The 26,780-nt window shown below is 70.1% G+C and carries 23 protein-coding genes; 15 read left to right on the top strand and 8 right to left on the bottom strand.

The window, feature by feature from the left end:
- Window positions 1-18: 18 nt before the first annotated feature.
- From HS104_08805 to HS104_08795, 3 genes are read left to right on the top strand one after another with little or no spacing between them, the layout of a single operon-like run.
- Window positions 19-840 carry a hypothetical protein gene (locus HS104_08805; GenBank protein MBE7480069.1) on the top strand — a complete coding sequence of 274 codons (822 nt, stop codon included), beginning with the start codon at window positions 19-21 and terminating at the stop codon, window positions 838-840.
- Window positions 824-2,788, top strand: a complete 1,965-nt coding sequence (locus HS104_08800) for a M1 family metallopeptidase (GenBank protein ID MBE7480068.1) — start codon at window positions 824-826, stop codon at window positions 2,786-2,788. The genes HS104_08805 and HS104_08800 overlap by 17 nt, the downstream gene beginning before the upstream one ends.
- On the top strand, window positions 2,785-3,741 hold the full coding sequence (locus tag HS104_08795) for a hypothetical protein (protein MBE7480067.1): 957 nt from the start codon (window positions 2,785-2,787) through the stop codon (window positions 3,739-3,741). Before HS104_08800 ends, HS104_08795 begins: the two co-directional genes overlap by 4 nt.
- Here the strand turns inward: HS104_08795 and HS104_08790 are convergent.
- Window positions 3,634-5,019 carry a glycogen/starch synthase gene (locus tag HS104_08790; GenBank protein ID MBE7480066.1) on the bottom strand — a complete coding sequence of 462 codons (1,386 nt, stop codon included), beginning with the start codon at window positions 5,017-5,019 and terminating at the stop codon, window positions 3,634-3,636. The two genes, HS104_08795 and HS104_08790, sit on opposite strands and share 108 nt — an antisense overlap.
- Window positions 5,020-5,117: 98 nt before the next feature.
- Between HS104_08790 and argB the strand changes: the two genes are divergently transcribed.
- Entirely contained in the window at window positions 5,118-6,005 is an 888-nt protein-coding gene (gene argB, locus HS104_08785) for an acetylglutamate kinase (GenBank protein ID MBE7480065.1), read from the top strand.
- A 27-nt stretch (window positions 6,006-6,032) separates the two neighbouring features.
- A complete protein-coding gene (locus HS104_08780) occupies window positions 6,033-7,049 on the top strand; it encodes an RluA family pseudouridine synthase (protein MBE7480064.1) in 1,017 nt (338 codons plus the stop codon).
- Here the strand turns inward: HS104_08780 and HS104_08775 are convergent.
- Window positions 7,046-7,570, bottom strand: coding sequence for a hypothetical protein (locus tag HS104_08775; GenBank protein MBE7480063.1), 525 nt, complete (start codon window positions 7,568-7,570; stop codon window positions 7,046-7,048). The two genes, HS104_08780 and HS104_08775, sit on opposite strands and share 4 nt — an antisense overlap.
- Window positions 7,571-7,625: 55 nt before the next feature.
- Here HS104_08775 and purH point away from each other — a divergent pair, with 55 nt between their 5' ends.
- The 5 genes from purH to HS104_08750 all read left to right on the top strand — a co-directional run bounded on the left by purH (window position 7,626) and on the right by HS104_08750 (window position 12,231).
- A complete protein-coding gene (purH, locus tag HS104_08770) occupies window positions 7,626-9,191 on the top strand; it encodes a bifunctional phosphoribosylaminoimidazolecarboxamide formyltransferase/IMP cyclohydrolase (GenBank protein ID MBE7480062.1) in 1,566 nt (521 codons plus the stop codon).
- The gene (locus tag HS104_08765; protein MBE7480061.1) at window positions 9,188-9,655 is read left to right on the top strand and encodes a dihydrofolate reductase; all 468 of its coding nucleotides are present in this window, start codon (window positions 9,188-9,190) and stop codon (window positions 9,653-9,655) included. The genes purH and HS104_08765 overlap by 4 nt, the downstream gene beginning before the upstream one ends.
- 127 nt (window positions 9,656-9,782) lie before the next feature.
- Window positions 9,783-10,808: a ParA family protein gene (locus tag HS104_08760; GenBank protein ID MBE7480060.1), complete on the top strand. Its 1,026-nt coding sequence runs from the start codon at window positions 9,783-9,785 to the stop codon at window positions 10,806-10,808.
- Window positions 10,805-11,116 (top strand): hypothetical protein, encoded by a 312-nt coding sequence (locus tag HS104_08755; GenBank protein MBE7480059.1) that lies wholly within the window; start codon window positions 10,805-10,807, stop codon window positions 11,114-11,116. The genes HS104_08760 and HS104_08755 overlap by 4 nt, the downstream gene beginning before the upstream one ends.
- A 35-nt stretch (window positions 11,117-11,151) precedes the next feature.
- Window positions 11,152-12,231, top strand: coding sequence for a membrane dipeptidase (locus HS104_08750; protein ID MBE7480058.1), 1,080 nt, complete (start codon window positions 11,152-11,154; stop codon window positions 12,229-12,231).
- Window positions 12,232-12,259: 28 nt separating this feature from the next.
- Here the strand turns inward: HS104_08750 and HS104_08745 are convergent, their stop codons facing one another.
- A complete protein-coding gene (locus HS104_08745; GenBank protein ID MBE7480057.1) occupies window positions 12,260-12,751 on the bottom strand; it encodes a hypothetical protein in 492 nt (163 codons plus the stop codon).
- 398 nt (window positions 12,752-13,149) lie between these two features.
- On the bottom strand, window positions 13,150-13,668 hold the full coding sequence (locus tag HS104_08740) for a hypothetical protein (protein MBE7480056.1): 519 nt from the start codon (window positions 13,666-13,668) through the stop codon (window positions 13,150-13,152).
- A 989-nt stretch (window positions 13,669-14,657) separates the two neighbouring features.
- On the opposite strand from HS104_08740, the gene HS104_08735 reads away from it, so the two are divergent.
- The 4 genes from HS104_08735 to HS104_08720 are packed head-to-tail and all read left to right on the top strand — an operon-like array spanning window position 14,658 to window position 19,132.
- Window positions 14,658-15,488 carry an alpha/beta hydrolase gene (locus HS104_08735; protein ID MBE7480055.1) on the top strand — a complete coding sequence of 277 codons (831 nt, stop codon included), beginning with the start codon at window positions 14,658-14,660 and terminating at the stop codon, window positions 15,486-15,488.
- A gap of 53 nt (window positions 15,489-15,541) precedes the next feature.
- A complete protein-coding gene (locus HS104_08730; protein MBE7480054.1) occupies window positions 15,542-16,408 on the top strand; it encodes an ABC transporter permease in 867 nt (288 codons plus the stop codon).
- A complete protein-coding gene (locus HS104_08725) occupies window positions 16,383-18,137 on the top strand; it encodes an ABC transporter substrate-binding protein (protein ID MBE7480053.1) in 1,755 nt (584 codons plus the stop codon). Before HS104_08730 ends, HS104_08725 begins: the two co-directional genes overlap by 26 nt.
- The gene (locus HS104_08720; GenBank protein MBE7480052.1) at window positions 18,137-19,132 is read left to right on the top strand and encodes an ABC transporter permease; all 996 of its coding nucleotides are present in this window, start codon (window positions 18,137-18,139) and stop codon (window positions 19,130-19,132) included. The genes HS104_08725 and HS104_08720 overlap by 1 nt, the downstream gene beginning before the upstream one ends.
- Before the next feature lie 3 nt (window positions 19,133-19,135).
- Here HS104_08720 and HS104_08715 read toward each other — a convergent pair whose 3' ends face one another.
- A complete protein-coding gene (locus tag HS104_08715) occupies window positions 19,136-19,288 on the bottom strand; it encodes a hypothetical protein (protein ID MBE7480051.1) in 153 nt (50 codons plus the stop codon).
- The gene (locus HS104_08710; GenBank protein ID MBE7480050.1) at window positions 19,273-21,720 is read right to left on the bottom strand and encodes a PAS domain S-box protein; all 2,448 of its coding nucleotides are present in this window, start codon (window positions 21,718-21,720) and stop codon (window positions 19,273-19,275) included. Before HS104_08710 ends, HS104_08715 begins: the two co-directional genes overlap by 16 nt.
- A gap of 62 nt (window positions 21,721-21,782) precedes the next feature.
- Here HS104_08710 and HS104_08705 point away from each other — a divergent pair, with 62 nt between their 5' ends.
- Window positions 21,783-22,745 carry a polysaccharide deacetylase family protein gene (locus tag HS104_08705; protein ID MBE7480049.1) on the top strand — a complete coding sequence of 321 codons (963 nt, stop codon included), beginning with the start codon at window positions 21,783-21,785 and terminating at the stop codon, window positions 22,743-22,745.
- Window positions 22,746-22,762: 17 nt separating this feature from the next.
- On the opposite strand, the gene HS104_08700 is transcribed toward HS104_08705, so the two are convergent.
- Window positions 22,763-25,183, bottom strand: coding sequence for a response regulator (locus HS104_08700; protein MBE7480048.1), 2,421 nt, complete (start codon window positions 25,181-25,183; stop codon window positions 22,763-22,765).
- 97 nt (window positions 25,184-25,280) lie between these two features.
- Window positions 25,281-26,759 (bottom strand): serine/threonine protein kinase, encoded by a 1,479-nt coding sequence (locus HS104_08695; protein MBE7480047.1) that lies wholly within the window; start codon window positions 26,757-26,759, stop codon window positions 25,281-25,283.
- Window positions 26,760-26,780 lie beyond the last annotated feature (21 nt).

Here is a 26,780-nt window from a genome sequence, read left to right as displayed (position 1 = left end):
TGACGCCGGGTCGGGTTCATGGGTACGGACAGCGGCAAACCGAGCAAGAAGGGTCCCGAGATCGACCTGATCGATCTCGCCTGGGACGACGACGCGAGCGGAGAGATCCCGGTCGTGGGGCTGCACGCCGTCCCGGACCTGGACGCGAGCGAAGGCGACCGGGTCACGGCCATACCTGTGGAGCCGCCCTCCGAGTACGTGCGCCAGGCCATGGCGCAGGCGGAGGAGCGCGAGGAGAAGTCCGGCGTGCAGCCGGTGGGCGAGCGACCCAGCGCGCGCCCCACGCCGGCGCCGGCCGCTGCTCTCGAGCTCGACATCCCGGACCTCGACGAGCACGACGACCTGGGACTCGACCTCGAGTCCCCCAAGGCGCCGGATCCGATGCAGCTCGGCTTCGGCGCTCGGGACTTCGAGCTCGAGCTGGAGACCCCCGCGGCACCGCCCGTCGAAGAGCCGGCCGTGACTCAGATGCGGGACCGCTACGCGGCGGGTGACTTCACTGGCGCGCTCGTGCTCGCCGAGAGCCTGCTGGAGAGCGATCCGAGCCACCCGGACGCGCTGCGCTTCGCGGAGAGCTGCCGTGACGTCTTGACCCAGATGTACGCGTCCCGGCTCGGCGCCCTCGACCAGCCGGTACACGTCGCGGTTCCGCCGGACCAGGTGCGCTGGCTCTCCCTCGACCACCGCGCCGGTTTCCTGCTCTCGCTCGTGGACGGCAGCTCGACCATCGACGAAATCCTCGACATCAGCGGCATGCCGCGCCTCGACGCCCTGCGCATCATGTACACCCTGTTCGAGCAGCAGATCATTCGGCTCGGCGCCGGTGTCTCGCCTCGCTGAAACGCTGTCCGGTGCCGCGCTCGCGGCCCTCGGGCTCCTGCTCTCGAGCGCCGCTGCCGAGACCCTGTCTCCCCCGCCGCCCGCGCCAGAGGCACCCACCCGTGCGGCCGCCGTCGCGTCGTACGTCCTCGACGCGCGCCTCGACAGCGCAGGCCACCTGATCACCGGGAAGGGCACGCTGACCTGGGTCAACACGGCGTCCACGCCGACGCGCGAGCTGTGGTTTCACCTGTACTTGAACGCCTTCAAGAACGACAAGACGGTGTTCTTGCGCTCACCGTTCGGAGCGGGGCGGAGCGGGGAGCACGCCTCGGACTGGGGCTACATCGACGTGTCGCGGCTGTCGATCCGCGAGCTCGGCGGCAAGGATCTGTGGCCGGACGCGGCGCGCACGAGCCCCGACGACCCCGACGATCAGACCGACATCCGCCTGCCGCTGCCGAGCGAGGTGGCCCCCGGGGCGACCCTGACCATCGACTTCGAGTGGACCAGCCGGTTGCCGAGCATCGTCGAGCGCACCGGCTACTCGGGCAGCTTCCACCTGGTCGGCCACTGGTTCCCCAAGCTCGCGCGCCGGGAGCCCGACGGGCGCTGGGCGCACTTCGCCTTCCATCCCCAAGCGGAGTTCTATGCCGACTTCGGCAGCTACCGCGTCACGCTGGACGTTCCGGCCGAGATGGTGGTCGGCGCCACCGGCAAGCAGACCAACAGCGAGAGCCTGGGGCCGCGGCGGCGCGTGTCGTTCGAGGCCGACTCGGTCCACGACTTCGCCTGGACCGCCTGGCCGGACTTTCGCGAGCGCCTGGAGCGCGTCGAAGGGGTCGAAGTTCGCTTCCTCTACCCGCCCGGCCACGACGCGAACGCCCGGGACAGCGCTCTTGCAGTGCGCTTCGCGCTGCCGCACTTCAACCGGCTCTACGGAGCCTACCCTCACCCCACCCTCACCGTGGTCCACCCGCCGGAGCACGCCAAGAACGCCGGTGGCATGGAGTACCCCACCTTCATTACGACCGGTGGGCCCTGGTGGGCCGCCTGGTCCGGGGTGCGCGCCGTCGAGGGGGTCACCGTGCACGAGCTCGGCCATCAGTGGTTCCAGGGCATCGTGGCCACGAACGAATACGACTGGCCGTTCCTGGACGAAGGCCTCACCACCTTCGCGGAGGTGCGCGCGCTCGACGCGCGCCATGGCCCGCCGTCGTTGTTCTCGTTCGGCGGCGCCAGCGTGTCCGGCAGCGCGGCGCGGCGCGCCGTGGCCATCCCGCGCGGACACGACACCGCCATCGCCCAGCCGGCCGCGCGTTTTCCCGGCTTCAACAGCGTCGGCGCGCTGGTCTACGCCCGCACGTCCATCGCGCTCGAGAGCGTCGGCAACGCCTGGGGCCACACCGCCCTCGAGCGCGCATTCGAGAGCTACACGCGGCGCGAGCGCTTTCGCCACCCTTCTCCGAAGAGCTTCCTGGGAGACGTGAGGGAGCACGTGGGCGCGGACGCGCACGACGCCCTGCACGCCGCGCTGTTCGAGAAGGGCTGGGTGGACTACGAGCTCGGCGAGCTCACCTGCGTCGAGAGCGCGGCGCCGAGCGGCGTGTTCGGTGACGACGACGCGCGCAAGACCACACCGCGAGAGAAGGCGGAGGAGCGCCCCGAGAAGTCGTGCCGCGCGCTGGTGCGCCGCAAGGGCACGCTGCGCTTTCCTGTCACCGTCGAGCTGATCTTCCAGACCGGCAAGCGGGAGCGACGCCGCTGGGACGGTCGCGAGGAGTGGGCGACCTTCGATACCCGCGGGGACGAGGAGCTCGTGGCGGCCATCGTCGATCCCGAGCGCGCGATCCTGTTGGACGAGACGTTCGCCAACAATGCGCGCAGGAAGCGGCACGAGTTCGGCCATCGCACGCTCGAGCGGCTCACCTACGCGGCCCAGCTGGGCCTCGGGGCATTCGGTCCATGAGCGCGCTCGGGCGAGCCTTCGGGACGACGCGGCGCTGCCTGGGTGCCGTCGTCTATGCCTACGCGCTCCGGCTGCTGTGCGCGTGGATCCTGGCAAGCCCCATCGCCCGAGCGTTGACCGCCCCGGTCGCCAGCCGCCACCCGCGGGGCGACGCCATCCTCTTCGACCCGGGCGGGCTCGAGCTCTTGGAGTCGCTGCGGCTCTCGTTCGGCGTGCTCGCCTCCGAGGCCCGGGGCGCGATGCTCGTCGGCAGCGTGCTCGGGTGGCTGGCGCTGATCCCGGCTGCGGGCTTGTTGGTCGCCCTCGACGAACGCGAGCGGAGCGGCCCCGCCGAGTGGACCCGCCGTGGCATCGAGCTCCTGCCGCGGTTCACGCTGACCTTCGGCTCTCGGCTCTTCTGCCAAGGGGTCGTGGCGGTGCTCGCCGCGGTGGGGCTCTCGGCGCTCGATCGCCGGCTGAGCTCGCTCTGGGACGAGCGTCGGACCGACCTGACGCTTCTGTCGCTCGCGCTGCCGGTCTTGGCGGTCCTGATCCTGTTCGGGGTCTTCGAGGATCTGGTGCGGGTGGAGCTGGTGCGCGGGGTTCGCTTCTTCGAGGCGGTCCGCCGCGCCTGGACGCGCCTGGCTCGGCAAGTGTGGGCGCTCTCTGGCGGCTGGCTCCTGATCGGCGCGTGCTCGCTCGCGCTGCCGATCTTGGCGGCACCGCTGGTCGGTCGCCTGGACGTGAGCCGCCCCGAGGCCTGGCGCGTCGTCGCCGTGACGCTCCTGCACCAGGCCGTGGTCTTCTCGCTCGTGGGCCTCCGGGCGCTCTGGCTCGCGCTGCTCCTGGCAGAGCGCTCAGCCGAGTCAGCGCCCCGCGCCGAGCGCCTGGCGGTAGACCTGCAAGTAGCGGCGGGCGGGTCGGTCCCAGCCGACGTCCAGGCGCATGATCCGGCGCCTGAGCCGCGGCAGTGAAGGCGAGGCGTAGGCCGCTAGCGCGCGACCGACCGCCCCGAGCAGCGCCGCTTCCGTCTCGTCGTCGAACAGGAAGCCCGTCCCGGTGTCGAGGGACGCGTCGCAGTCGACCACGGTGTCGATCAGGCCTCCCACGGCGCGAGCGATCGGCAGCGTGCCGTAGCGCTGCGCGACCAGCTGGCCCTGCCCGCAGGGCGCGTGGCGCGGGCAGAACAGCGCCATGTCCGCGGCCGCGTACAAGCGCCGGAGGGCCGCGGCGTTCGGCCGCTCCACCAGCGCGAAGTCGTCCCGGCGCCGCGACTGCGTGAGGCGCAACTTCTTGGCGACCGCGGCCGGGAGCTCCGAGGCCACTACGATCGCGAGCTCCGTCTTCAAGAGCGAGGGCAGCGCCGCGAGGATCAGCTCGGAGCCCCCCTCGGGCAGGAGCGGCCCGTCGATCAACAAGAGCGGGCGGTCGAGCTCGATGGGCAGCTCCAGCTCGCGCAAGACGGCGCTCTTGCAGATCCCCTTGTGGGAGGCGTCCTCGGCGTCGTAGCGGCTGGGCAACGCGGAGTCCGTGGCCGGGTTGTAGACGGCGTAGTCGATGCCGTTCACGATGCCGGTCAGCGGCTTGCCCTGAGTGAGATCCGAGAAGCTCGCACCGAGCTCGGCCGCGTAGGTCGGAGAGACCGTCGTGACGGCGTCGGCCTGCGCGACGCCGGCCCTGAGCAGGTTCGGGTCGGCCTTGAGCTCCTCGAGCAGTCCCTCGGCGTCGCCGGCGTCGAAGGCTCCCTGGCGCGTGGCGTCGTGGATGGTGAGCACCGTCGGCACGCTGGGTCCCGGCACGCGCGCGAGCGCCGCCGGGACGAGCGCCGCGGCCGCGTCGTGCAGGTGGACGATGTCGAACGCCGTCCCCTGCTGGGCGCGCTGCCGCACCAACGCCGCGGCGGCCTGCCCGAGGAGCGCGAAGCGCTTGGCATTGTCGGGGTGATCGACGCCAGCCACCGAGTAGGGAGACGGGCGGTCGAAGAGCACCGGGGCGTCGAACAGCGTGACCGTCACGCCCGAGGGCAGCTGGGCGTCGAGCACCGGAACCTCGCCGCCTCCCGGCAGGGGCAGCGGCGTGAGGCGCCGCGCCATCAGGAGCCCGGACTCCTCGAAGCCGGGCTGACGCGGGATCGCGACGGTCACGTTGTGTCCGAGCTGTCGCAGGGCTTTGGCCAGGGACTGAACCGCGTCCGCCGCCTCCGTCTCGCGGACGAACGGGCTGAGCTCCAGCGCGACCATCAGGATTTCCATCGTGGCGGCGGTGTATCACGGGCGCTCGGCCTCGGGAATGCGGGAGAGCAAACTGTGACGGGCGCTCGACCCGGGGGTCGGCTACGCTCCGCGGCCGCATGGACGAGCTGGTCGAGAAGGCCAAAATCCTCCACGAAGCGCTGCCTTACATCCGGCGCTTCCAGGGCCGGACCTTCGTGGTCAAATACGGCGGCCACGCCATGGTCGACGCCGAGCTCAAGGAGAGCTTCGCGCGCGACGTGTGCTTGCTCCGCTACGTCGGCATTCGGATCGTCGTCGTCCACGGCGGCGGGCCTCAGATCGACCAGATGCTCGAGCGCATGGGGATCTCGTCGTCTTTCCAGGCCGGGCTGCGCGTCACCGACGACGCGACCATGGAGGTCGTCGAGATGGTGCTGGGCGGCGCCGTGAACCAGGACATCGTGGGCCTGATCTGCAAGCACGGTGGCCGCGCGGTGGGGCTCAGCGGCAAGGACGATCACTTCATGCGAGGCGAGCGGCTGTCGGAGGTCCCGGCCAAGGACCCGAGCGGAGCGGACGTGCTGGTGGATTTGGGGCGCGTCGGCGACGTCGAGACCGTGGAGCCCCGTATCGTGGACAAGCTGCTCGACAGCGGCTTCCTGCCGGTCATCGCTCCGGTGGCGGTGGACGCCGAAGGACACGCGCTCAACGTCAACGCGGACACCGCCGCCGGTCGCATCGCCGGGGCGCTGGGCGCCGCCAAGCTGGTGCTGATGACCGACGTGGAAGGCGTGAAGGACGCCGGCGGCACGCTGCTCTCGTCTCTGGGCGCTCGTGAGGCGGAGTCGTTGATCGCCCGCGACGTGATCCGCGGCGGCATGATCCCGAAGGTGCGCTGCGCCCTGGACGCCGTCGCCGAGGGGGTCGAGAAGGTGCACATCATCGACGGCCGCCGGAGCCACGCGCTCCTGCTCGAGATCTTCACTGACCGCGGCGTGGGCACGGAGATCCGGCGCGGGGATTAGGCGCATCATCGTCAGATCGCGATCGTCATGAGCGGCGAAGACGACGAATCCGAGCTGGTGCGTCCGACCGGCATCCCGCCGGACGCCATCGTGCGCGTCGTACGCGTGCCGCCGGAGTCGGAGGGCATGCGGCTGGACGTGTTCCTGGCGACCCAGCTCCGCAACACCAGCCGCACCCGCGCCCGCTCGATCATCGAGAACACTGCGTTTTCGCCCAGCGGAAAGAAGCTCAGGCACAACGATCGCGTCCGCGCCGAAGACCGCATCGTGCTCTGGCGGATGCCCTTCGAAGAGCAGGATGCTCCGCAGGAGCTCGGCGTGGTGTACGAGGACGCCCACCTGCTCGTGATCGACAAGCCGGCGCTGATGGCGGTCCACCCCACGGCGCGCCACCACCACTCGACGGTGGTGAAGGTGCTCCAGAAGTCCCGACCCGGGGAGTTCTTCTCGCTCATCCACCGCATCGATCGCGAGACCAGCGGCCTACTGCTCGTGGCCAAGACTCCGGAGGCGGACCGCGCCTTCAAGAAGCAGCTCGAGGACCGCACCGCGGCTTCGGGCAAAGGGCAGGCCCCGCTGGAGATGGTGAAGGACTACCTGGCCATCACCTGGGGCGTCCCGGAGAGCGGCTTGGTCGAGCTGCCGCTCGAGCTCGACCCGGACAACTCCCTCAGAGTGAAGATGCGCGTGGCGGGTCGAGGCGGGCTGGAGGCCCGCACCGAGGTCACGCTGCTCGAGGCCCGGGGCGGCTACGGCTTGGTTTGCTGTCGGTTGCACACCGGCCGGCAACACCAGATCCGGTTGCACCTCAGCGCCACCGGCACGCCCATCGTCGGCGACAAGCTGTACGGGCCCGACGAGCGCATGCTCGCGCGGGCGGCGGACGGCGAGCTCAGCGAGGCGGATCTGGCGCGGCTGGAGCTGCCGCGTCACGCCCTCCACGCGCACCGCTACCGCCTGACCCACGCGCTCACGGGCGAGGAGTTGCTGCTCGAGTCGCCGCTGCCGGCGGATCTCGCGGCGTTCTGGCGGGCGCGGGGCTAATCCGCCAGCGCGTCGCTGGCCGCTTCTGCGGGTGCGTCGTCGCCTGCATCGGCGCCGGCGTCGACCTCGGCGTCCTCCGTCGCGTCCTGCCCCGAGTCCTCCGGCGCGTCGGGCCCGGCGTCGAACACCGGGCAGCCGTTCGGGGCGGAGCCGGCGAGGACCTTGACCGCGCACTTCTTCTTGGAGAGCGCGTCGCAGCTCGCGTGCCCGGCGATGTACGCGACGCACGCCTCCACCGTGCCCTGATCGTACTGGGAGCAGGTTGGGTTCGACTTGGCGAGGTAGCCCGGACAGGGCGGCCGGGTCACCGGACCGCAGGAGAGCGCGGCGCGCTTCGCGTCCTCGGCGTCGGTGATGGCCTTGCAGGCCTCGCTCTCACCCATCGGCAGGCCGTTGCCGGCGGGCTCGTAGATCGGGTCGCCGCCGCCCCCGCCGCTCGAGTCGTCCGACGAGCAAGCCGCCGCCACGAGCGCGGCAGCCAGGGAAAACGCGCCCAAAAAGCCAGTGAAGGTCCGTCGCATGGCGGCGCAGCATACATGATTGACGCCGCACCGTCCTCCGCTATAGCGACGCGCCATGCCGATTCGACGCGCCTTGCTCTCGGTGTCAGACAAGACCGGTCTAGTGGAATTCGCTCGGGAGCTCGTGAAACGCGACGTCGCGCTGCTCTCCACGGGTGGGACGTTCAAGGCGCTCGAGGCCGCGGGCATCCCGGTCGAGAGCGTCGAGAGCTACACCGGCTCGCCGGAGGTGATGGACGGCCGCGTCAAGACCCTGCACCCGCGCGTGCACGGCGCGCTGCTCGCGCGCGAAGGCACGGACGAAGCGGATCTGGAGCGCATCGGCGCGCGCTTCATCGACCTCGTGGTCGTGAACCTCTACCCGTTCGAGCAGACGCTCGCCAAGCCCGGCGCGAAGTTCGAGGAGCTGATCGAGAACATCGACATCGGCGGACCCAGCATGCTGCGCTCGGCGGCGAAGAACCACGCGCGGGTCACCGTGCTGTGCGATCCCAGCGACTACGCCGGCGTGCTCGCCGAGCTCGAGGCCGACGGCAGCACCACGCCCGAGACGCGCCAGCGGCTCGCCGCCAAGGTCTTCGCGCACACGGCCGCGTATGACGCCGCGATCAGCGGCTGGCTCAGCGCCCAGGGCGAGGCCGACGGCTGGCCGCGTTACCTGACCTGGCCCCTCGAGAAGGGCTACGGCCTGCGCTACGGCGAGAACCCGCACCAAGGCGCCGCCTTCTACCGCGACCGGAGCGCGCTCGACGGCTCGCTCGCGCGCGCACAGAGCCTGGGCAGCGGCGCCAAGGAGCTCTCCTTCAACAACCTGGTGGACGCCGAGGCGGCCCTCGACGCGGTGCGCGAGCTCGACGCGCCCGGGGCCGTGGTCGTCAAGCACACCAGCCCCTGCGGCGTGGCGATCGCGCCGAGCCTGGCCGACGCCTACCGCGCGGCCCGGGACGCCGACGCCATGAGCGCGTTCGGCGGCATCGTGGCACTGAACCGCGAGGTGGACGAGGCCACGGCGGCCTTGCTCGCCGAGACCTTCCTGGAGTGCGTGATCGCTCCGGGGTTCGCGCCCGCCGCCTTGGAGCGGCTGCGCGCCAAGAGCGCGTTGCGCCTCCTGGCCACCGGCCCCTGGCTCGGCAAGGACCACCGAGCGCGGCAGGCCAAGCGCATCGGCGGCGGCTACGTGCTTCAAGACCGCGACGCGAGCGGCGCTGGCGAGGTCGAGAGGGGCAAGGTCGTCACCGAGCGAGCTCCGACCGACGCGGAGCTCGCCAGCCTGGAGTTCGCCTGGCGCGTGGTCAAGCACGTGAAGAGCAACGCCATCGTGCTCGCCCGCCCGAGCGAGAAGCCCGGCACGTTCGTGACCGCCGGCATCGGCGGCGGCCAGACCGCGCGCGTGCTCGCGGTAGAGGTCGCGGTGAAGACCGCCGGCGAGCGGGCTCACGGCAGCGTGCTCGCGTCCGACGCCTTTTTCCCCTTCCCCGACGGCGTCGAGACCGCCGCCGCCGCCGGCATCACCGCGGTCGCGCAGCCCGGCGGCAGCAAGAAGGACGCCGACGTGATCGCCGCCGCGAACCGCCTGGGGCTCGCGATGGTGTTCACGAACGTGAGGCACTTCCGGCATTGAGCCTGCTGCAAGCCATCCTGGCCGTCGCAGACAACGGCGTGATCGGCAGCGCAGGGCGGCTGCCCTGGGACCATCCCGAAGACCGCGAGCACTTCCGCCTCACCACCTGGGGCCACGCCGTGCTCATGGGTCGCCGCACCTGGGAGGAGGTCGGAAGCGCGCTGCCCGGTCGCGAGAACGTGGTGCTGAGCTCGCGCCTCGTCGCGCCGGCCGGCGCGCGCGTGGCCACTTCCCTCGACGCGGCGCTCGAGCTCGCGTTCGCTCTCGATCCGGAGCCCTTCGTGATCGGTGGAGCAGCGCTCTTCGCGGCGGCCTGGCCACGGGTGAGGCGCGTCTACCTGACCCGGATCCCGGGCGCTCCGCCCGGCGACACGCGCTTCGAACCGGATCTGGCCGGCTTCCGTCTGCTCGAGGAGCGGGCCGGCCTGGCGGGGCTCCGCTATCTCGTGCTGGAACGCGCGTGAAACTTGGCCCTGATCGGGGGGCCATGACATCCGGTCGAGCACGCTTCGATAACCGGAAGCGCCTCGCCCCATGCGCCGAAGCTGTAGCATCTGCCAGACCGAGTTTCAGGTTCAGTTCCGCTACCAGATGGAAGTGCGGACCTGCGACGGCGCCGACGCGCTGGCGTTCTTCTGCTCCCAGGCCTGTTTGTCGCGGAGCGCCAGCGGGAAGGTCCTCTGCGACGCCTGCGGCTCGGAGTTCGCCGTCGAGCTTGCCGCGCAGGTGTTCTACCTCGGCGGGCAACGGCGCTACGCGTGCAGCGAGCTGTGCCGAGCGCGCGTCGCCGAAGGGGCACGACGCCCCGCCGTCGCAGCGCCTCCGGCAGAGGGGCGCTCTGCCCGCGTGCTCGCGGTCTTCAACCACAAGGGCGGCACGGGCAAGACCACCACCGCGGTGAGCGTGGCCGCGGGCCTCGCCGCCCGCGGCTCGAAGGTGCTCCTGGTGGACACCGACGGCCAGGGCAACGTGGGGGCTTCGCTGGCGCTCTCCTCGGAGCGCTCGCTCTACCACGTGCTGGTGATGGGGCTGCCGGTCGCGGACGCGGTGGTGAGCGCGCGCCCGGGCCTCGACGTGCTCCCCGCCAACGAGACGCTGGCGGCCGCGGAGCTCTACCTCGCAGGTCGCCGCCAGCGCGATCGCGTGCTGGCCGAGCGCCTGGCACCCGCCCGCCACCAATACGACTTCGTGATCGTGGACTGCTCGCCGAGCCTCTCGCTGATGAACCAGAACGCGCTCGTCTTCGCCGACTCCGTGCTGTGTCCGGTCGCCTGCGACTACCTGTCGCTGATCGGCGTGCGCCAAGTGCTGCGCACCATCCGCCAGGTCAACCGGCTGCTCGGCCACAAGGTGGCGCTGTGGGGCGTCCTGCCGACGCAGTTCGACGCGCGGGCGCGCATCTGCCACGAAGCCCTGGCGACCCTGCGCGAGCACTTCGGCGAGCGCTGCCTGCCGCCGGTGCGCCAGACCATCAAGGTCAAGGAGGCGCCGGCCGAGGGCAAGACCCTGTTCGAATACGCACCGGAATCGAGCGCCGCGTGCGACTACGACCACGTCGTGGACGAGCTGCTCGGAAATTCGACTTCGGAGATTTCCAGTTTGGGAGGTGTGGCGTGAGCGAACGAGACGATTTCAGGGATGCGACGGCCAGGGTGCTCGACCGCGAGGAGGTCGAGGGCGTGCTTTCTTCCAGCTTCTACGCCAGCCCGCGGCCGATCACGAGCGCGCGAGCCGAGCGCTCCCGTGACGACAAGCCGACCCACTACAAGGTCATCTGCATCTCGATGTACACCGACGACCTCAAGCGTCTGGACGACATGGTGGACACGCTGAAGGCCAAGGGGCTGACCAAGGCGAACCGCAGCGCGTTGATCCGTTTCGCGCTGAACGGCGTGGACCTCGAGAACGTGCCCAAGGGGCTGTAGCCTCGCTCCGGCGGGCGCGCTATGGGGTGAGCCCCATGGGCGCGCTCGTCTTCGAGGACCACCGGCAAGACCCGGCCGGCTGGGCCAAACGCTTGGGCATCTCCCGGGAGGCCGTCGAGCTCTACCTCTCGAGTGACGTCATCGACCTCCACGTCGACTCGTTCATCTGGCACCGGGTCGCCGGCTACGACCTGACCCGACGCCACGGTCACGGCCTGTTCGGCGCCCGCTTCTACAGCCAGGTGGACTTTCCCCGCGTGCTCGAGGCGCAGCTCTCCGGCGCCACCTGGGTCATCACCACCAACCCCGCGCGGAGCGCCGAGTCTCGGGCCGACACCTTCGTCCGAAACCTGGCCGAGCTCCGCGCCCAGTTTGCGCGCGTGCCGGAGCAGTTCGCCGTGGTCACGAACGTGGCGGAATATCGCGCCGCGCGCGCCCGCGGCCAGCACGCCGCGTTCATCGGCATCCAGGGCGGCAACGCGCTCGACGTGGCGCCTGATGCCCTCGACCGCATCCCGCCCGGCCTCGTGCTGCGAGTGACGGTGGTGCACCTGTCGTCGTCCAGCCTGGGCGTGACCAGCTCGCCGCTCGCCTCGAGGCGCGACACGGGCCTCACGGGCCGCGGGCGGGAGTACGTGCGAGGGCTGAACGCCCGGAAGCTCTTCGTGGACCTGGCCCACATCAGCAAGCGTGGTTTCTGGGACGCGGTCGAGGTCCACGACAAGTCCCAGCCGCTCATGGTCACGCACACCGGCGTCTCCGGCGTGTTCGAGCACTGGCGCAACCTGGACGACGATCAGCTCCGCGCCGTGGCCGACACCGGCGGCACCATCGGGGTGATGTACCAGTCGAGCTTCCTCGGCGACCCGCTGCTCGGCGGCAAGGCGACCAGCATCGTGCGCCACCTCCAGCACATCGTGAGCACCGTGGGCGCCGACCACGCCTCCCTCGGCAGCGACTGGGACGGCGCGATCTGGCCGCCTCGGGACATGCCGACGTGCCTGGAGCTGCCGAGGCTGGTTCAGCTCATGCTCGACGCCGGCATGGATCCCGACACGGTGCAGAAGATCCTCGGCAAGAGCTTCCTCCGCACCGTGCAGGCACTACGGGGCTGACCGGAGCTGGCGCAGGCGCGTTCGCGCGTCAGGCGTCCAGGGCGTCGAAGTCCGCGTCGTCGCCGTCGAACTCGTCGCTGTCGTCGTCGAGCTCCGGCTTGGGGGCCAGGTCCGACTTGGTCAGCTGCGGCAGGCGACGCTTGCCCACCGGGCCCTCGTCCACGTAGTCGCGCAGCGCCATCATGTCGCGCAGGGCCTCCAGCTTGGCCAGTGCCTTCACCTCGACTTGACGGATCCGCTCGCGCGTCAGATTCATGATTGCTCCCACGTCCTCCAGCGTCGTTCCACCACGGTCGGCCACGTCCAGCGCGCAAGACTCGTTGAGCTCCCAGACCTCGAGGTCGGGGAAGTTGAGCTTGATGGCGCCGGTGCGCGGGGAGACGTCGATGTAGAGGTGGTGCTTGCAGGAAACGTAAGGGCAAGGCCGCGGACCCTCGGCGCACTCGGCGCGCGAGCGCGGTTTCTCGTAGTCGGTCTCCGGGTAGAGCAGCCGGCCGATCTCCAGCTCGCGCTTGGTCATGCGCTTGACGCTGATGGTGCGGGCGCGCACGTCACGCTTGCGGCGCGAACGGCGTTGCTCCCGCGTGATCGCCTCACCCTCCGGCGCTAGAGCGAGGGCGGTCGCGCCCTCCGTCTCGGGCTCTACTTGGGTCTCGCTCATCGACGTATCGGGCGTGCCGCCCTGCTTGTTCGAATCCATGGCCTGCCTCCAGAACTTCCCGTTTCCGCTCTTGTGCACGCACGATCCCCGTCGCGGCCGGGTGCCTGTCCCGATCACGTGGTTTTCGCCTCGACTCTTCCTCACACACCCGCGACACCGTGCCCTTCGTGTGACGAGCCTGCCGTCCCACGCTGGGTTCCCCTGCTCGGCGCCGCGCTAAGTCAGCTGTTCCCCCGGGTACCTTCCGCAATGTTCCATCATGAAGCCACAGCCCTCTCGATCTTCGCCCGCGACGTGAGCCGCGATTCGATGGCCCCGAGCCGGGCCAGCAAGTCTTTGCTGAGCGTGCGCGCGTCGCTCACGTCCCGGGCCACGGCCTTCGCCGTCGCCTCCCCGCGCTTCTTGTCGCCGACGATCCGCCCGAGCTTGTCGAACAGCCCGTCCAACGTCTGCTCGAGCGCCTGCAGGTCGCTGCGCATGAACAGGAACTCGCGTTGGATCTGTTCGATGGTGTAGCTCTCCGACATCATCTGCTTGATGCGCAGGATCTGCCGCACGACGCCCACCGGGTAGATGCCCTGGGAGCCCTGGTGCTTGCCCTTCTTGCCCACCCGGACGCTGCGGGGCAGAAGCCCGAGCTGCACGTACTTACGCAGGGTGGCCTCCGAGAGGGTCACGCCATGGGTCGCGAAGAGGTCCAGGATCTCGGCCGAGGTCAGACCGGTGGGGTGCTCCCGCTCGATCTTGGTCAACGTGGCGTCGTCGAATCCCGGCATGGCGCTCTCGTCGGAACGCCGCGGCGCGGCACCCTCCGACGCGAGCGAATATATTCTATTGAGTGGATCACCCAAAACCCTTTCCCCCATTTTTTTTGCAGTCGAACCGGGGCCGCTCCATGGACGCGGGAGCAGCGCACAGATGAGACATTTATTGTCACAGCAGAGGACTTGTCCATGGAGCTGATTCACTGTCCATGCGCACATGGAACTACATCGTTAAACGGGTCGAGCACGCCGAGTGCTGCACGAGTGAACGCGCACGCGTGTGCAGGTGAATGTCCATTCCCCACTCCATCACACATGGACTCAGATGGAACTACCTCGCGCGCTCGGGCGCGAGGCGCGCAAACTGCGGCGCTGTGACGGAAGCGCGAGCACGATCTCGCTTGACAGCACCCGAACGTGGAGCCCGACACCCTCGCTCTCGTCCCCGTGTTGGGTACCCGAGCGCGAGGCGCACCGCTCACCGCCTTCTGACAGCGCGCTGCCGCTGCTCGAGTTTCGGGAACGCGAGAGCGAGCCGCACGCTGCCGCTCGCGATCAATCGCAGTGCTGCGTCTCGGACCGCTCCGGCTCCGTCCCCAACCCGCTCCGTTTCGATCCGGTCGTGCCCGGCGGAGGCGCGCACGCGCACCCCTACCCGCTCCTCCACCTGCAGCCGCAGCCGCAGCCGCGCTTGCAGCCGCACTCGCAATCGCGCTCGCACTCACAATCGCAATCGCAATCGCACTCGCAATCGCAATCGCGCCCGCACTCGCAATCGCGCCCGCACTCGCACTCGCAATCGCGCCCGCACTCGCAATCGCGCCCGCACTCGCGTTCGCACTCACAATCGCACTCGCACTCACAATCGCACTCGCGTTCGCACTCGCACTCGCACTCGCGCTCGCACGCGAACCTGCACGCACGGGAGACCGCAGGCGCGCAGGCACGCGACATCACGGCACTCCCCGGGATGGGAACCGAGCAGTGGTAGGCTCCGCCCCATGGGCGAGCGGGTCTACCGCGACGTCTTGGCACGCGGCGTTCGACTGCGCGTGGCTGAAGACGGAACGGGTCCTTCCGTGTTGTACCTGCACGGGTTGTATTTGGACCATTCGACCTGGCAGAAGCTGACCCGACTGCTCGGCGAGGGATTCCATCACGTCACTCCGGATCTGCCGGGTTTCGGTGAGAGCGAGAAGCCACCGACCGGGCGCTTCGCCTACGACATCGACGCCTTCACCGACGCCATCGTGGACCTGTACGGGGGGCTCGGGCTCGGACGAGCAACCGTGGTCGGTCAGGGACTCGGTGGGGCCATCGCCATCGCGCTCGCCGCGCGACACCCCGAGCTGGTGAGCAAGCTGGTCTTGCTCGACGCGGCCTGGAACGAGCTCGCGCCCAGCTTGGCCACGCGCCTGGCTCAGGTGCCGGTGCTCGGCAGCTTGGTGGTCAAGCAGCTCGCGGGTCGGGTGGCGTTCCGCGCCTTCTTCCGCCGAACGTTGCTCGCTCCCGACGCCCGGCTCGAAGACGCGCGAATCGATCGCTACTACGACCTGTTCAACACGCCAGCTGCTCGCGGCAGCGCTCTGGCAACGTTGCGCGCGACCGCCGACGCGCGCGCCGTGGCCGCGCTCACTCCACGGATCGAGACCCCTACCCTGGTAGTCTGGGGCCGGCACGACCGCATCTGTCCGGCAGCCTTCGGGCAGCGTCTGGCTCGCGAAATCCGCGGCGCACGCCTGGAGCTCCTGGACGCCGGCCATTGCCCCCAGGAGGAGCGCCCCCAGGAAACCGGCGCGGTGATCCGGCGCTTCCTCGGCGACGAGCGCTGAGCGTCTTTCGACTGGGACGGAGTGAGGGTAAGAAGAAGCGTCCCGCCCGCGCCATGTTCGACCCCCGAGCCTTCCGACGCTTCAAGAAGAATCGAGGCGCCGTGCTCGGCACGGGCCTGGTGGCGCTCTTGGTGCTGTTCGCGCTGCTCGGTCCAGTGTTCGCCGGGCACGATCCCAATACGAGCGACTTCGACGCCGGGCGGGAGGCGAGCGGCGCGCTGGTCGGCCCGAGCGCGAACCACCTCTTGGGAGTGGATCCGCTGCTCCGAGACTCCTTCAGCCGGCTCGCGCACGGCGCGCGGGTCTCGCTCCTGGTGGCGTTCTTCGCCACCACCATCAGCATCGTGGTGGGAGCGGCCGTCGGGCTCTTCAGCGGCTACGCCGAAGGAACGCGCGCCCAAGGGCTCGACACCTTCCTGATGCGCCTGGTCGACGTGGGCTTGAGCTTCCCCTACCTGCTCCTGGTCATGGCCATCGGCGCGGCGGTAGGAGACACCACCATCGTGACCATCTTGATGGTGCTCGGGCTGACCAGCTGGTTCGGCACGGCTCGCATCATCCGCAGCAAGACCATCCAAGTCCGGCACCTGGACTTCATCGTCGCCTCGCGCGCGCTAGGGCAGTCCACCCCGGCGATCCTCCTGCGCCACATCTTGCCCAACGTGGCGGGCCCCCTGATCGTGATCGCCTCGGCGTCGGTTGCGCAGATGATCATCGCGGAGAGCGTGCTCTCGTACCTGCAAGTGGGGCTGCCGCCGCCAATCGCGACTTGGGGGCGCATGCTGCTCGAGGGCCAGCGGTTCTACACCGTCGCGCCGCGCCTGGTGCTCGCACCCGGCATCATGATCTTCCTGGCCGTGCTGGGCTTCAACCTGCTGGGAGAAGGGCTGCGCGATGCGCTGGATCCGCACGAGGACTGAGCTCGCGGTGCTGCTCCTGCTCTCGGGCTGCCGCTCGGGTGTGGCGCCGCCCATCGGCCAGGAGCGTGAGGGCCCGCCCCAGCGCGGGGGCGTCCTGCGCACGGCCTTCTTCACCGACGTGCGCGGCCTCGACGCGGCGACGGCCTTCGACACCGCGGCCAGCGCCATCGAGTCGCTGATCTACGACGGCCTGGTCAGCTACGACGACAGCGGCAAGATCGTTCCCGTGCTGGCCGAGCGCGTGGACATCGCTCCCGACGGCAAGCGCTACGTGTTCCCGCTCCGGCGCGGCGTCACCTTCCACGACGGCACCGAGCTCACCGCCGCCGACGTGAAGCGCAGCATCGAGCGCGCGCTCCACGTCAAGACCCCGTGCCCGGTGCCCTCGTATTACGAGCGAATCGTCGGCTACACCGCCTACCACGACGGCAAGGCCGAAGAGCTCACGGGCGTGAAGGTCGAAGGCGATTACCAGATCGCCGTCGAGCTCAGCGAGCCCGACGCCACCTTCCTGCACATCATGGCGCTGCCCATCGTGGCCCCGGTCTGCAAGAGCGCCGGCAAGGTCTGGGAGCGCAGCTTCGCCGGTCAACCCTGCGGGGCCGGCCCGTTCAAGGTCACGCGCTTCGAGAACGGCCAGATCATCAAGATGGTCCGGCACGAGGGCTACTGGGACAAAGGCAAGCCCTACCTCGACGGCATCGACTGGTACTTGTCGATGCAGACCTTCACCCAGCGCTTCAAGTTCGAGCAGGGCGACATCGACTACATCCGCGAGCTCGGCGAGGCGGACAGCATGCTCTACCGCACGAGCCCGGCCTGGCACGGCCGCGGCGAGTGGGAGCCCTCGCTGACCACCGGCGGCATCTTCATGAACACGGAGATGCCGCCGTTCGACAACCGCCATTTTCGACGCGCCGTCAGCTACGCCATCGATCGCGAGCAGCTGGCGAGCGTGCGGCCGGGGCACGTGCGCGGCCACGCCAAGATGGTGCCCAACGTGCTCATTGCCCCGGAGCCTGGGTATCCCCAGCAGGCCTACGACTACCAGCAGGCGCTCGAGGAAATGCGCCTCGCCGGCTACCCGTACGATCCGAAGACCGGCCAGGGCGGCTACCCGCACGAGATCCCCTACCTGGCCATGCTCGACTCGTTCGCGCAGACCGCCGGCGAGGTCTACCAGCAGCAGCTCGCCAAGATCGGCATCCGCATCAAGATCCAAGTGGTCGGCTGGCCCACGTTCCTGGCCCGCTCCGGACGGCGCAAGACCGTACCCATGGGCTTCTCCGGTTGGCACGCGGACTTCCCGGACCCCTCGACCTTCTTCGAGCCCATCCTGGCCACGAAGGCCATCCAAGACGAGGAGAGCCAGAACGCGGCCTTCTTCTCCGACAAGGACTTCGACGACGTCCTCGAGCGGGCGCGACGCTCCACCAACGACGAGGAACGCAAGTCTCTGTATCGCAAGGCCGAGGAGATCGTGGCGCGCGAGGCGCCCTGGGCCACGACCTACACCTACAGCTACTTCGAGCTCTGGCACCCCTACGTCCGGGGCTACCGCCCGCATCCGGTGCTGAGCCAGTACATGCGCAACACCTGGCTCGACGCCGGCGCCAAGAAGCTCGCGTCTCGCGGCTGCTCGCCCGGGCTGTCCGTCCTCGCCCGTATCACCTGCCGCGAGCAGCGCTCGCCGAAGACGACGCTCGCGTTGGCGGGAGGGCGGCGCTGATGCTCGGCTATCTGGGGCGCCGTCTGCTCTGGTCGCTGTTCACGATCTGGGCGGTCGTGACGCTGACCTTCTTCATCTACAACGTCCTACCGGAAGATCCCGCACGCGTGATCGCCGGTCCGCAGGCGAGACCCGCCGACGTGGCGCGCATCCGCACCCAGCTCGGGCTCGATCGCCCGGTGCACGTCCGTTACGTGCGCTACATGACCGGCTTGGTCAGCTTCGGAAAGCCGCCGGCGGACGCCAAAGACGACAGCGCGTGGAAGCTCGGACCGATGCGCATCGATCTCGGGGTGAGCTACCTGAAGCGCAAGCCCGTCACGGCTCTGCTCGCCAAGGCGCTGCCGCCCACGTTGCTGGTCGGGTTCTTGGCGCTCGCCATCGAAGTGGCCATCGGCGCCGCGGCCGGCGTCCTGGCGGCGATGAGGCGCCACGGCGTGCTCGACTACGGCACCGTCGCGCTGACGTTGGTCGGCATCAGCGCACCCACCTTCTTGACCGCGCTGGTCCTTCAGCACTTCCTGGCGCGTGAGCTCAAGCTCTTCCCCCTGGACGGCTACGGCCAGACCAGCGCCGAGCAACTGCGCGCCGCGATGTTGCCGGCGCTCACGCTGGGTCTGTACGGCGCCGCCTACTACACCCGCCTCGTCCGCGACGAGATGATCACGTTGCTCAAGGAAGACTACGTCCGCACGGCGCGTGCCAAGGGCCAGAGCGAATGGGTGGTCGTGCTGCGACATGCCCTGCGCAACGCGCTGATGCCGCTGGTGACGGTGATCGGCCTGAGCATGGGCACGCTCGTCGGCGGCGCCATCGTGACCGAGAAGATCTTCCGCTGGCCGGGCATCGGCTCCCTCAGCGTCGATGCCATCGTCGAGCGCGACGGCCCGGTGATCATGGGCGTGGTCATCTTGTTCTCGACGGTGGTGGTCGCGGCGAATTTCCTGGTGGATCTCTCGTACGCGGCGCTCGACCCACGCGTCCGGCGCAAGTGAGGCTCAGGCGCGCAGCGCGGCCTGGACCTTGTCGAGCAGCGCGCTCATCGTGAAGGGCTTGGCCAGGAAGGCCACCCCGGCTTCGAGCACGCCGTCTTTCGCGACCGCGGTGTCGGCGAGGCCGGAGGTGAACAGGACCTTCAGACCCGGACGCACGCGGCAGAGCTCGCGGGCGAGCTCCGGGCCGCCCTCTTCGGCATCGTCACGTCGGTGAGGAGCAGGTGGATCGGTCCGGCGTGCGCGGCCGCCAACGAGAGCGCTACTTGTCCCCCGTCAGCCGAGAGCACCGCGTAGCCGAAGGCCGCGAGCGCTCGCGTGACCAGTCCGCGCACCAGATCGTGGTCTTCGACGACCAGGATGGTCTCGCCGCCGGGGATCGCGACCTCGGCCGGCGCCGTCTCGGGTGGCGGGGCCGGCCGGGGGCTCGCGGGCAGGTAGATCCGGAAGCTGGTGCCGCGCCCGGGCTCGCTCTCCACTCGGATGTGCCCGCCGGCCTGCTTCACGATTCCGTACGAGGTCGCGAGACCGAGCCCCGTGCCGTGCCCGACCGGCTTGGTGGTGAAGAAGGGCTCGAACAGGTGCTCACGCGCCTCGGGCGACAGGCCGGTCCCGGTGTCGGTCACGCTCACGACCACGTGGGGTCCAGGTACAGCGTCGGAAAACTCCCTGGCTTCGCTCTCGTGGACCAGCGCGCTCTCGGTCGCGATGCAGAGCCGCCCACCGTCCGCCATGGCGTCCCTGGCGTTGATCGCCAGGTTCATCAGCACTTGCTCGAGCTGCGCCGCGTCGGCGCGCACCGAACCGACCCCTTGATCGAGCGACACCTCGAGCTCGATGTGATCGCCCAGCACGCGAGCGAGCAGCGAGGAGATGCCCTCGACGACCTGATTCGGGTCGAGGGCGCGCGGCTCGATGACCTGGCGCCGCGCGAACGTGAGCAGCTGCCGGGTCAGGTCGGAGGCCCGGCGGCCGGCGTCTGCGATGGGCTCGATGTGGCGCCGCACCGGGTGGTCCGCCGGCAGCTCGCCGAGTGCCAGTCCCACGCAGCCTTGCATCACGGCCAAGAGGTTGTTGAAGTCGTGGGCGATGCCCCCGGCGAGCCGGCCGATGCCCTCCATCTTCTGCGCTTGAAGCAGCTGCTCCTCGAGCCGCCGTCGGTCGGTGATGTCGGTGACCAGCCCCTCGATGCAGAGGAGCTCGCCGGAGTCGGAGTAGATCCCATGCGCCAGGTCCCAGACCCAGCGCACCTCGCCACTCTTGCTTCGGATCCGGTACTCGTTGCTGCACTGGCGTCGCGCGGCCAGGTTCGCCTGACACTTCTCCCAGAGCGGGGCCCGATCTTCCTGGACGATCAGCTCGCTGAAGGCCACGACCGCGTTGTCCCGCAGCTCGTCCGGGGCGTAGCCGGTCACGCGCTCGCAACCGTCGCTGACGAGCTCCATGGTCCAGTCGGCGTCGTTGCGACAGCGGTAGGCCATGCCGTGGACGTTGGAGAGCAGGGTGGAATACGCCCGCTCCTGCTCGCGCAGTCGCGCCTCGGCGCGCCGCTTGTCGGTCACGTTGCGCGCGTTCACCACGAACCCGCTGATCTCCGAGTCATCGCGGAGATCCCGCAGCGTGACCTCGAAATCGGCCCAGCTGCCGTCCCTCCTGCGGATCCTGAGCGACGCCTCCTCTGCGGCGCCGGGACGTTCTGCGGCCGCGGCGAAGCTGGTCCGGAGCCGAGGCGCGTCGTCCGGGTGGACCAAGGCGAACGCGTTGGTGCCCGTCAGCTCCTCGGGTGAGTAGCCGAGGGCCGCCGCCACGGACGGCGTGACGTAGCGCAGCGTCTCTTCGCCATCGATGATGCAGATGACCTCGACGATCCCGGCGAGCAGCGCCTGAAACCTGCGTTCGGCCGCGCCGAGCGCGTGCGCCGCGCGCACGTTTTCCATGAAGGCGGCGTTCAGCGAGCGCTGCTGGCGACCGAGCTCCTCCACCAGCTGGAAGGCGCGCAGGGCTCGCGGCAAGAGCGCGAGCTTGGTCCGGAGCGGAGCGCTCGGCACGGACACCAGCCAGGTCCCGCCATGGCCGTGGGTGTCGGCGACCACGTCCGCGTCGGGCAACCCGAGCAGCCGAGGGATCGCAGCGAGCGTGCCGGTGACGTGGCGGAAGTACCAGGGCGCGGGCGCGTAGCTCGCCGGGATCTCGGCCCGGATCTCGAGGCGTCCGGGGCCGAGGTCCCGGAGCTCGATCCGGAGGTTCCAGAACCAGGCCCGCGCGAGCCACGAGCAACCCGCCTGGTACAGACGCCTGGGGCTGGCCACCGCGCTGACGAAGGCCTGAGCCGACGCGATCATCGCCGGCATGTGGATCACGTCTCGGCCCAGCGCCTCCGCCTGGTCCAGGCCCAGCCGCTCCCCGACGCGTTCGAACAGCGCCGCAAAGACGTCCCAGTCCATGCGCTCTGCCGGATCCCGGAGCCGGTCGACCGACACCGGTAGGTCCGCCGCCAGGTCCTCGAGGCGGGTCCCTGCTCGCTTCGCGAACGAGTCCAGGACCGGAGTGACGCGGCAGCTGACCTCTCGCACGGTGCCCCGAGACCTCACGATACGCCTCCTGCCCGCGGAAAAGTTGCGAAATCCTCGACCGAACCGCCATGCTGGGCGCGGTGCGTCCCCTCGCCTGCTGCTCCCTCTTCTGCCTCGTCGCCTGCGCGACCCCTGCGGCCGCGCCGCCGGCGCAGGCTCCACTGGCTGGGACCACGGACGCGACCGCGCCGCCAACGCGCGCCGTCGCCGCCGAGGCACCCAGCCTGCACGCGCCCGAGCGCGAGCCGGCCGCCTCCCCGCCAGCCCCGCTCCCCGCGCCGCGCTTCTCGTCACCGGTCGTCCCTCGCAGCGAGACGCGCGCGATCGTGCTCCTCTACCACGCCTTCAATCGCGGCGCGCAGCCGCTCAGCGTCAGCACTCGGGACTTCGACGCGCAGCTGGCCTGGCTGGCGGAGAACCGAGTCGAGGTCGTGAGCACCAGTGAGCTCCTCGACTTCCTCGAGGGCTCGCGCGCCCTGCCGGAACGCGTCGCCGTGATCAGCATCGACGACGGCCTGATGAGCGTCTACACGAAGGCCTGGCCGATCTTGAAGCAGCGCAAGGTGCGCTTCACGCTGGGGATCCCCACCGGCATGCTCGAGGACCCCAAGAACGCGCCGGTCATGACCTGGGACCAAGTCCGCGAGATGGTGGCGTCCGGGCTGTGCGAGATCGCGAGCCACGGCCACATGCACCGGAGGCTCGTGGGCCTCGAGGGCAAGCGCCGCTGGGAGGAGCTGGAGCTCAGCCGAGATTTGATCCGAGAGCGCGTCGGCGAGCCGCCCGTCGCCTACTTCTACCCGCTCGGCGCCTACGACCCGCCAAGCGCCGAAGCGGTGGAGAAGGCCGGTTACCGCGCAGCATTTCGCGCCACTGGGGCGCCCATCGCCGCCGGGGCCGGCTCGCACTTCTGGTTGCCGCGCGTGAGCATCTTCCACGGCGAGTCCGCGGGAGTCCTGGCACACTACTTCCGTCCGAAATTCCTGGGCCAGGTGCGTTACAGCGCGCGGCGCGACCCGGGCCTTGCGGCGCGAGCGCCCTGAATCCCGAGCCGTCGGGATCAGTTCGCGGGGAACGAAGCGGTCGGCGGCTTGCCCGTGGTGGCGGGCGGAGGCGGCGGCGGCGGCAGCGGCGGCGGCGGCTCCGGGGGCTTGGGCGCGACGGCGACGGGCTTGGGCAGAGGCTTGGGCGCAGGCGCAGGCGCGGGCGCCGGTGCGGGTGCCGGCGCGGGCTTCGCCGCCACGGGCTCGGGCTTCGGCGGCTCTGGCGGCACGGGCTCGGGCGCCGCGCTGGCCACCGGCTCGGGCTCGGCGCTCGCGACCGGCGTCGGCGTCGGCGCCGGCGTGGGCGCGGGCGTCGGCGCGAGCTTCGGCTCCGCAGGCGGCGCGGCGACGGGCAGCGCCACGGTCGCGGGAGCTTGCGGGGAAGTCTCCACGTCCGTGCGCTGCGACGCGCGGTAGATCGCGAACATCGCCACGGCCAAACCGAAGCCCGTGATCACCGCCACGTAGCGAACGAACTTCGCACGCCGCGCCTCTTGCTCGGGAGTGACCGAGAGCCGGGGCCGGGCTTCCAGCTCCATCTCCGCGTGCTCCTGGGGCGAAGCGTGAGCCGGCCCGCCTTCGTAGCGCCCGGCGTCACCCTCGGCGAAGAAGGTCAGGTGGCCGTGCCACGAGTCATCGGCGCCCTTACCACCCTTGGCCGGGGCCTTGTCGGTGGGCGTCGTTGGCTTCTCGGTCACCTCAGCGGTCTCGCTCGCAGCCTGCGCGGCCACCGCTGCGCTCGCCTCGGCGTCAGCGCTCGGGAGGGTGGTCGCGCCGCGCTTCTGGGCCACGGGGGTCGCGCGCACTGTCTCGGGTGACTCTTGTTTCCGGTTCTTCTTCTTCGCGGCAGCGCGTTTCTTGGCCAAGTCGTTCTCCTCTACCGAGTCCGGCGATGATTCGCTCGTCGCCGTGCTGGCCGGCGGGGCCCCTTCTTCGTCCTTCTTGGCGGGGAATGGGATCACCTTCGCCGGAACGACCGGGGCAGCCAGGCCCCTCGCCTCTGGCGTCTCCCGGGTGGTCGTCGCCGGCACGGACTCCGCCGCGCTGGTGGCGATCGCCACCGCAGCTCGCGCTTCCGGTGTGTCCGGCAAGGTCGTCTTGGGGATCGGCTCCGGCGCCGGCCCGAGTCCCATCTGCGTGCTCGAGAGCGACGTGGGCGGCCCCGCCCGCGTCTCCGGCGCTCGAGAGATCGGCACCTCCACTGGCGGCACCACCATCCTGACGGGTCCGGAGTCTCGCACCGCAGCCGTGCGATCCGCGGGCTCGAGCCCTTGCAGCGTCCGCGGGGCGGCGCTCGGCACCTCCTTGAGCGAGACTTCCGGCGCCGGCGGCCTGACACTCGGCCGCTTCGGCTGAGGCTCGGCGACGGGCAGCTTCGGCTCGCTGCCAGGGCTGTCGCCGACGACGAGCTCCCCCGACGAGCGCGAAAACGGCATCGCTTCGCCATCCGCGCTCGGGACCACGTCGTCGACGGCGTCTTCCGCCCGCGGCTCGCTGGCCACTAGCAGCCCCTCGAAGAACAGCTTGCTCACGGTGGAGAGCGTCGACAGATCCTCGAAGGGCGAGTCGTCCACCACCTCGATCAGCGTGCGCCTGCCGTCGAACAGGCGCAGGATGCCGTTGAGCTCGTCGGGGATCTCCGCCAGCCGCTCGACCAGCTGGTCGTGATCGATCTCGAACACCGTCGTCAGCGGAGGCAGCTGCTCCAGGAGCCGGCCCCACTCGTCGACCCGGCGCATGCCCTCCATGAGCAGGCCCTGGGTCGTGGTGGTCACCACGTCGTCGCTCGAGACGGGCTTGAACTCGACCTCGAAGCTGCCCGTGGCCCAGATCAGCGCGCGGTACACCGCTTCTTCGCCGCGCAGGCGTCCCAAGGCCGCGTCAACGACCTTGCCGTCGCGGAAGTAGATCACCGCCTCCAGGCGCCCGGAGGTGACACGAGCTTCCCCGCTCTTGCGGCTGACCTCGAAGGTCTGGATGATGTCGACGACGCCCATGTCGGCGAGGGAGCCGGAGAGCCGAGTGCGGGCGCCCGCCGGGGTGCTCGTCGCCATGCGCTCCTGCGTGCGTCGAGCCAGGAGCAGGTTCACTCGGGCGGTGAGCTCGCGCACGAAGATCGGCTTGGTGAGGTAGTCCTCGACGCCGAGCTCGAGGCCACGGATCTTGTCCTCGATGGACTTCTGACTGGTGAGAAACACCACCGGGATCTGGTTGAGGTCCGGGTTCTGCTTCAAGCGCCTCACCAGCTCGTAGCCGTCGAGCGTGGGCAAGCGCGTGTCGGTCAGGATCAGGTCGGGCGTCGAGTACTCGATCTTGGCGAGGGCGTCGGCGCCGTCGGAAGCAGTCGTCACGCTGTAGCCCGACTTCTTCAGGCTGACCTCGAGGACCCGTACGCTTCGCGGGTCTGCATCGACCAGGAGGAGTTGCCGTTTCGCCAATGGGTCGCTCCGACCTCGTTTCCCGAGCGCCCTTCGCTTATAGCGAGCCGAACGGTCGCGCGCCAGGCGACACTCGTGTGCGCTCGGCTCCCGCCGCTCAGCGCCCCCAGGGATCGATGATTTCGCCGCTACTCGGCCGTCCCGGCTTGGGGTTTCCCCCCGTCCCGGTGGGTTTGACCGCGGGCGCGCCGAGCGCCTTGGGTGCAGGACGGGCGGCCGGTGCGCTGGAGGCCTCGGTGCCGGCGGAGTCCACGGGGTCCGGCTCGTCGACTCGCGCGGCGCTCCCCGGCGCTGCAGCTGGCGGCGCCACGCTCGGACTGGGCGCCGCGCTGGTCGCCGCCACCTTCGGAGCGTCGCTCGACGCCCGGTCGTCGCGCAGCCCGAGCAGGCCAACCACGCCGACCCCGAAGACGACGACCGCGCCCGCCACCACCCACGGCAGGCGCCCCCCGAGCCGTCCCGGCCGCCGCTCGACCGACATCACGAGCTCGCCGGTGGTCGCTTCTTCCAGCCTGCGCCGTGAGCTCGGCTCCGGGGGCACGCTGAGCAAAGACCCCACCCGATCGAGGTCGGTGAGCACGTCGCCCATGGTGGCGTAGCGCTCGGCGGGCTTCTTCGCCATGCACTTCTTCACCACGTCCTCCACCGCGCCGAGCGGAACGCCGACGATCGCGCTGGGCGACGGAGGTTCCATGTACATGTGCATGGCGAGCACCCCGGTGAAGCTCTCCGCCTCGAAGGGCAGCTTTCCAGTCAACATCTCGAACAGCATCACGCCGAGCGCGTAGATGTCCACTCGGTGATCGCTCGGCTCGCCGCCGGCTTGCTCCGGGCTCATGTAGTGCGGCGTCCCGAACACCATGCCTGCGCGCGTCAGCCGGCTCGTACCGGCCACCTTGGCCAGCCCGAAATCGAGCACCTTCACCACGTCGTGGTGTCCCAGGCGGCGCACGTTCACGTTGTCCGGCTTCAGATCGCGATGAACGATGCCGGCGGCGTGCGCTGCGCCCAACGCCTCGGCGACCTGCACGCTGATTGCGACGGCGCGAGACGGCGTCAGCCGCCCCGACTCGCGGATCAGCGTGCTCAGCGACTCGCCCTCGAGCAGCTCCATCACGAAATACGGCTGGCCCGTGCTCAGCGTGCCGAAGTCGGTGATCTGCACGACGTTGGGGTGCTCGACGGCAGCCGCCGCCTTTGCCTCTTGGATGAAGCGCACCGGCAGGTCGGCGTCCTTCGACAGATCCCGGCGCAGGGCCTTGAGCGCGAGCGGGCGCTCGAGGGCCTTGTGGCGCACGCGGTAGACGGTGCCCATTCCACCCTCGCCGAGCACCGCGAGCACCTCGTAGCGATTGTCCACGACGCTACCGACCAGCGCGTCCTCGCTCGGATCCCAGTCCGCTGCCTCCAGCGGCTCGCCGTCGAAGGGGCAGAACCGCGTCTCGGAGCCGGAGAACTGCTGGCCGCAGCTGCGACACTTCCTGCCGCTCGGCTCGGCAGCACCCGTTTCGGCGGCAGTGGGCGGGGTGTCGCCGCCCGCGCCGCTTCCGAAGAGCATGGTCTTCGCGACTGGCACGCTGCTCACAGCGTACCGCGA

The sequence above is a fragment of the Polyangiaceae bacterium genome (assembly GCA_015075635.1).
Lineage (GTDB): Bacteria > Myxococcota_A > Polyangia > Polyangiales > Polyangiaceae > JADJKB01.
This window is presented reverse-complemented; position numbering and strand designations above follow the sequence as displayed.

What these genes read in the sequence shown, in the direction of transcription:
- HS104_08805 (MBE7480069.1), top strand. Translation starts at nt 19, where the DNA reads ATGGGTACGGACAGCGGCAAACCGAGCAAGAAGGGTCCCGAGATCGAC.
- HS104_08795 (MBE7480067.1), top strand. Translation starts at nt 2,785, where the DNA reads ATGAGCGCGCTCGGGCGAGCCTTCGGGACGACGCGGCGCTGCCTGGGT.
- HS104_08790 (MBE7480066.1), bottom strand. Translation starts at nt 5,019, where the DNA reads ATGGAAATCCTGATGGTCGCGCTGGAGCTCAGCCCGTTCGTCCGCGAG.
- argB (MBE7480065.1), top strand. Translation starts at nt 5,118, where the DNA reads ATGGACGAGCTGGTCGAGAAGGCCAAAATCCTCCACGAAGCGCTGCCT.
- HS104_08780 (MBE7480064.1), top strand. Translation starts at nt 6,033, where the DNA reads ATGAGCGGCGAAGACGACGAATCCGAGCTGGTGCGTCCGACCGGCATC.
- HS104_08775 (MBE7480063.1), bottom strand. Translation starts at nt 7,570, where the DNA reads ATGCGACGGACCTTCACTGGCTTTTTGGGCGCGTTTTCCCTGGCTGCC.
- purH (MBE7480062.1), top strand. Translation starts at nt 7,626, where the DNA reads ATGCCGATTCGACGCGCCTTGCTCTCGGTGTCAGACAAGACCGGTCTA.
- HS104_08760 (MBE7480060.1), top strand. Translation starts at nt 9,783, where the DNA reads ATGGAAGTGCGGACCTGCGACGGCGCCGACGCGCTGGCGTTCTTCTGC.
- HS104_08750 (MBE7480058.1), top strand. Translation starts at nt 11,152, where the DNA reads ATGGGCGCGCTCGTCTTCGAGGACCACCGGCAAGACCCGGCCGGCTGG.
- HS104_08745 (MBE7480057.1), bottom strand. Translation starts at nt 12,751, where the DNA reads ATGACCAAGCGCGAGCTGGAGATCGGCCGGCTGCTCTACCCGGAGACC.
- HS104_08740 (MBE7480056.1), bottom strand. Translation starts at nt 13,668, where the DNA reads ATGCCGGGATTCGACGACGCCACGTTGACCAAGATCGAGCGGGAGCAC.
- HS104_08735 (MBE7480055.1), top strand. Translation starts at nt 14,658, where the DNA reads ATGGGCGAGCGGGTCTACCGCGACGTCTTGGCACGCGGCGTTCGACTG.
- HS104_08730 (MBE7480054.1), top strand. Translation starts at nt 15,542, where the DNA reads ATGTTCGACCCCCGAGCCTTCCGACGCTTCAAGAAGAATCGAGGCGCC.
- HS104_08725 (MBE7480053.1), top strand. Translation starts at nt 16,383, where the DNA reads ATGCGCTGGATCCGCACGAGGACTGAGCTCGCGGTGCTGCTCCTGCTC.
- HS104_08720 (MBE7480052.1), top strand. Translation starts at nt 18,137, where the DNA reads ATGCTCGGCTATCTGGGGCGCCGTCTGCTCTGGTCGCTGTTCACGATC.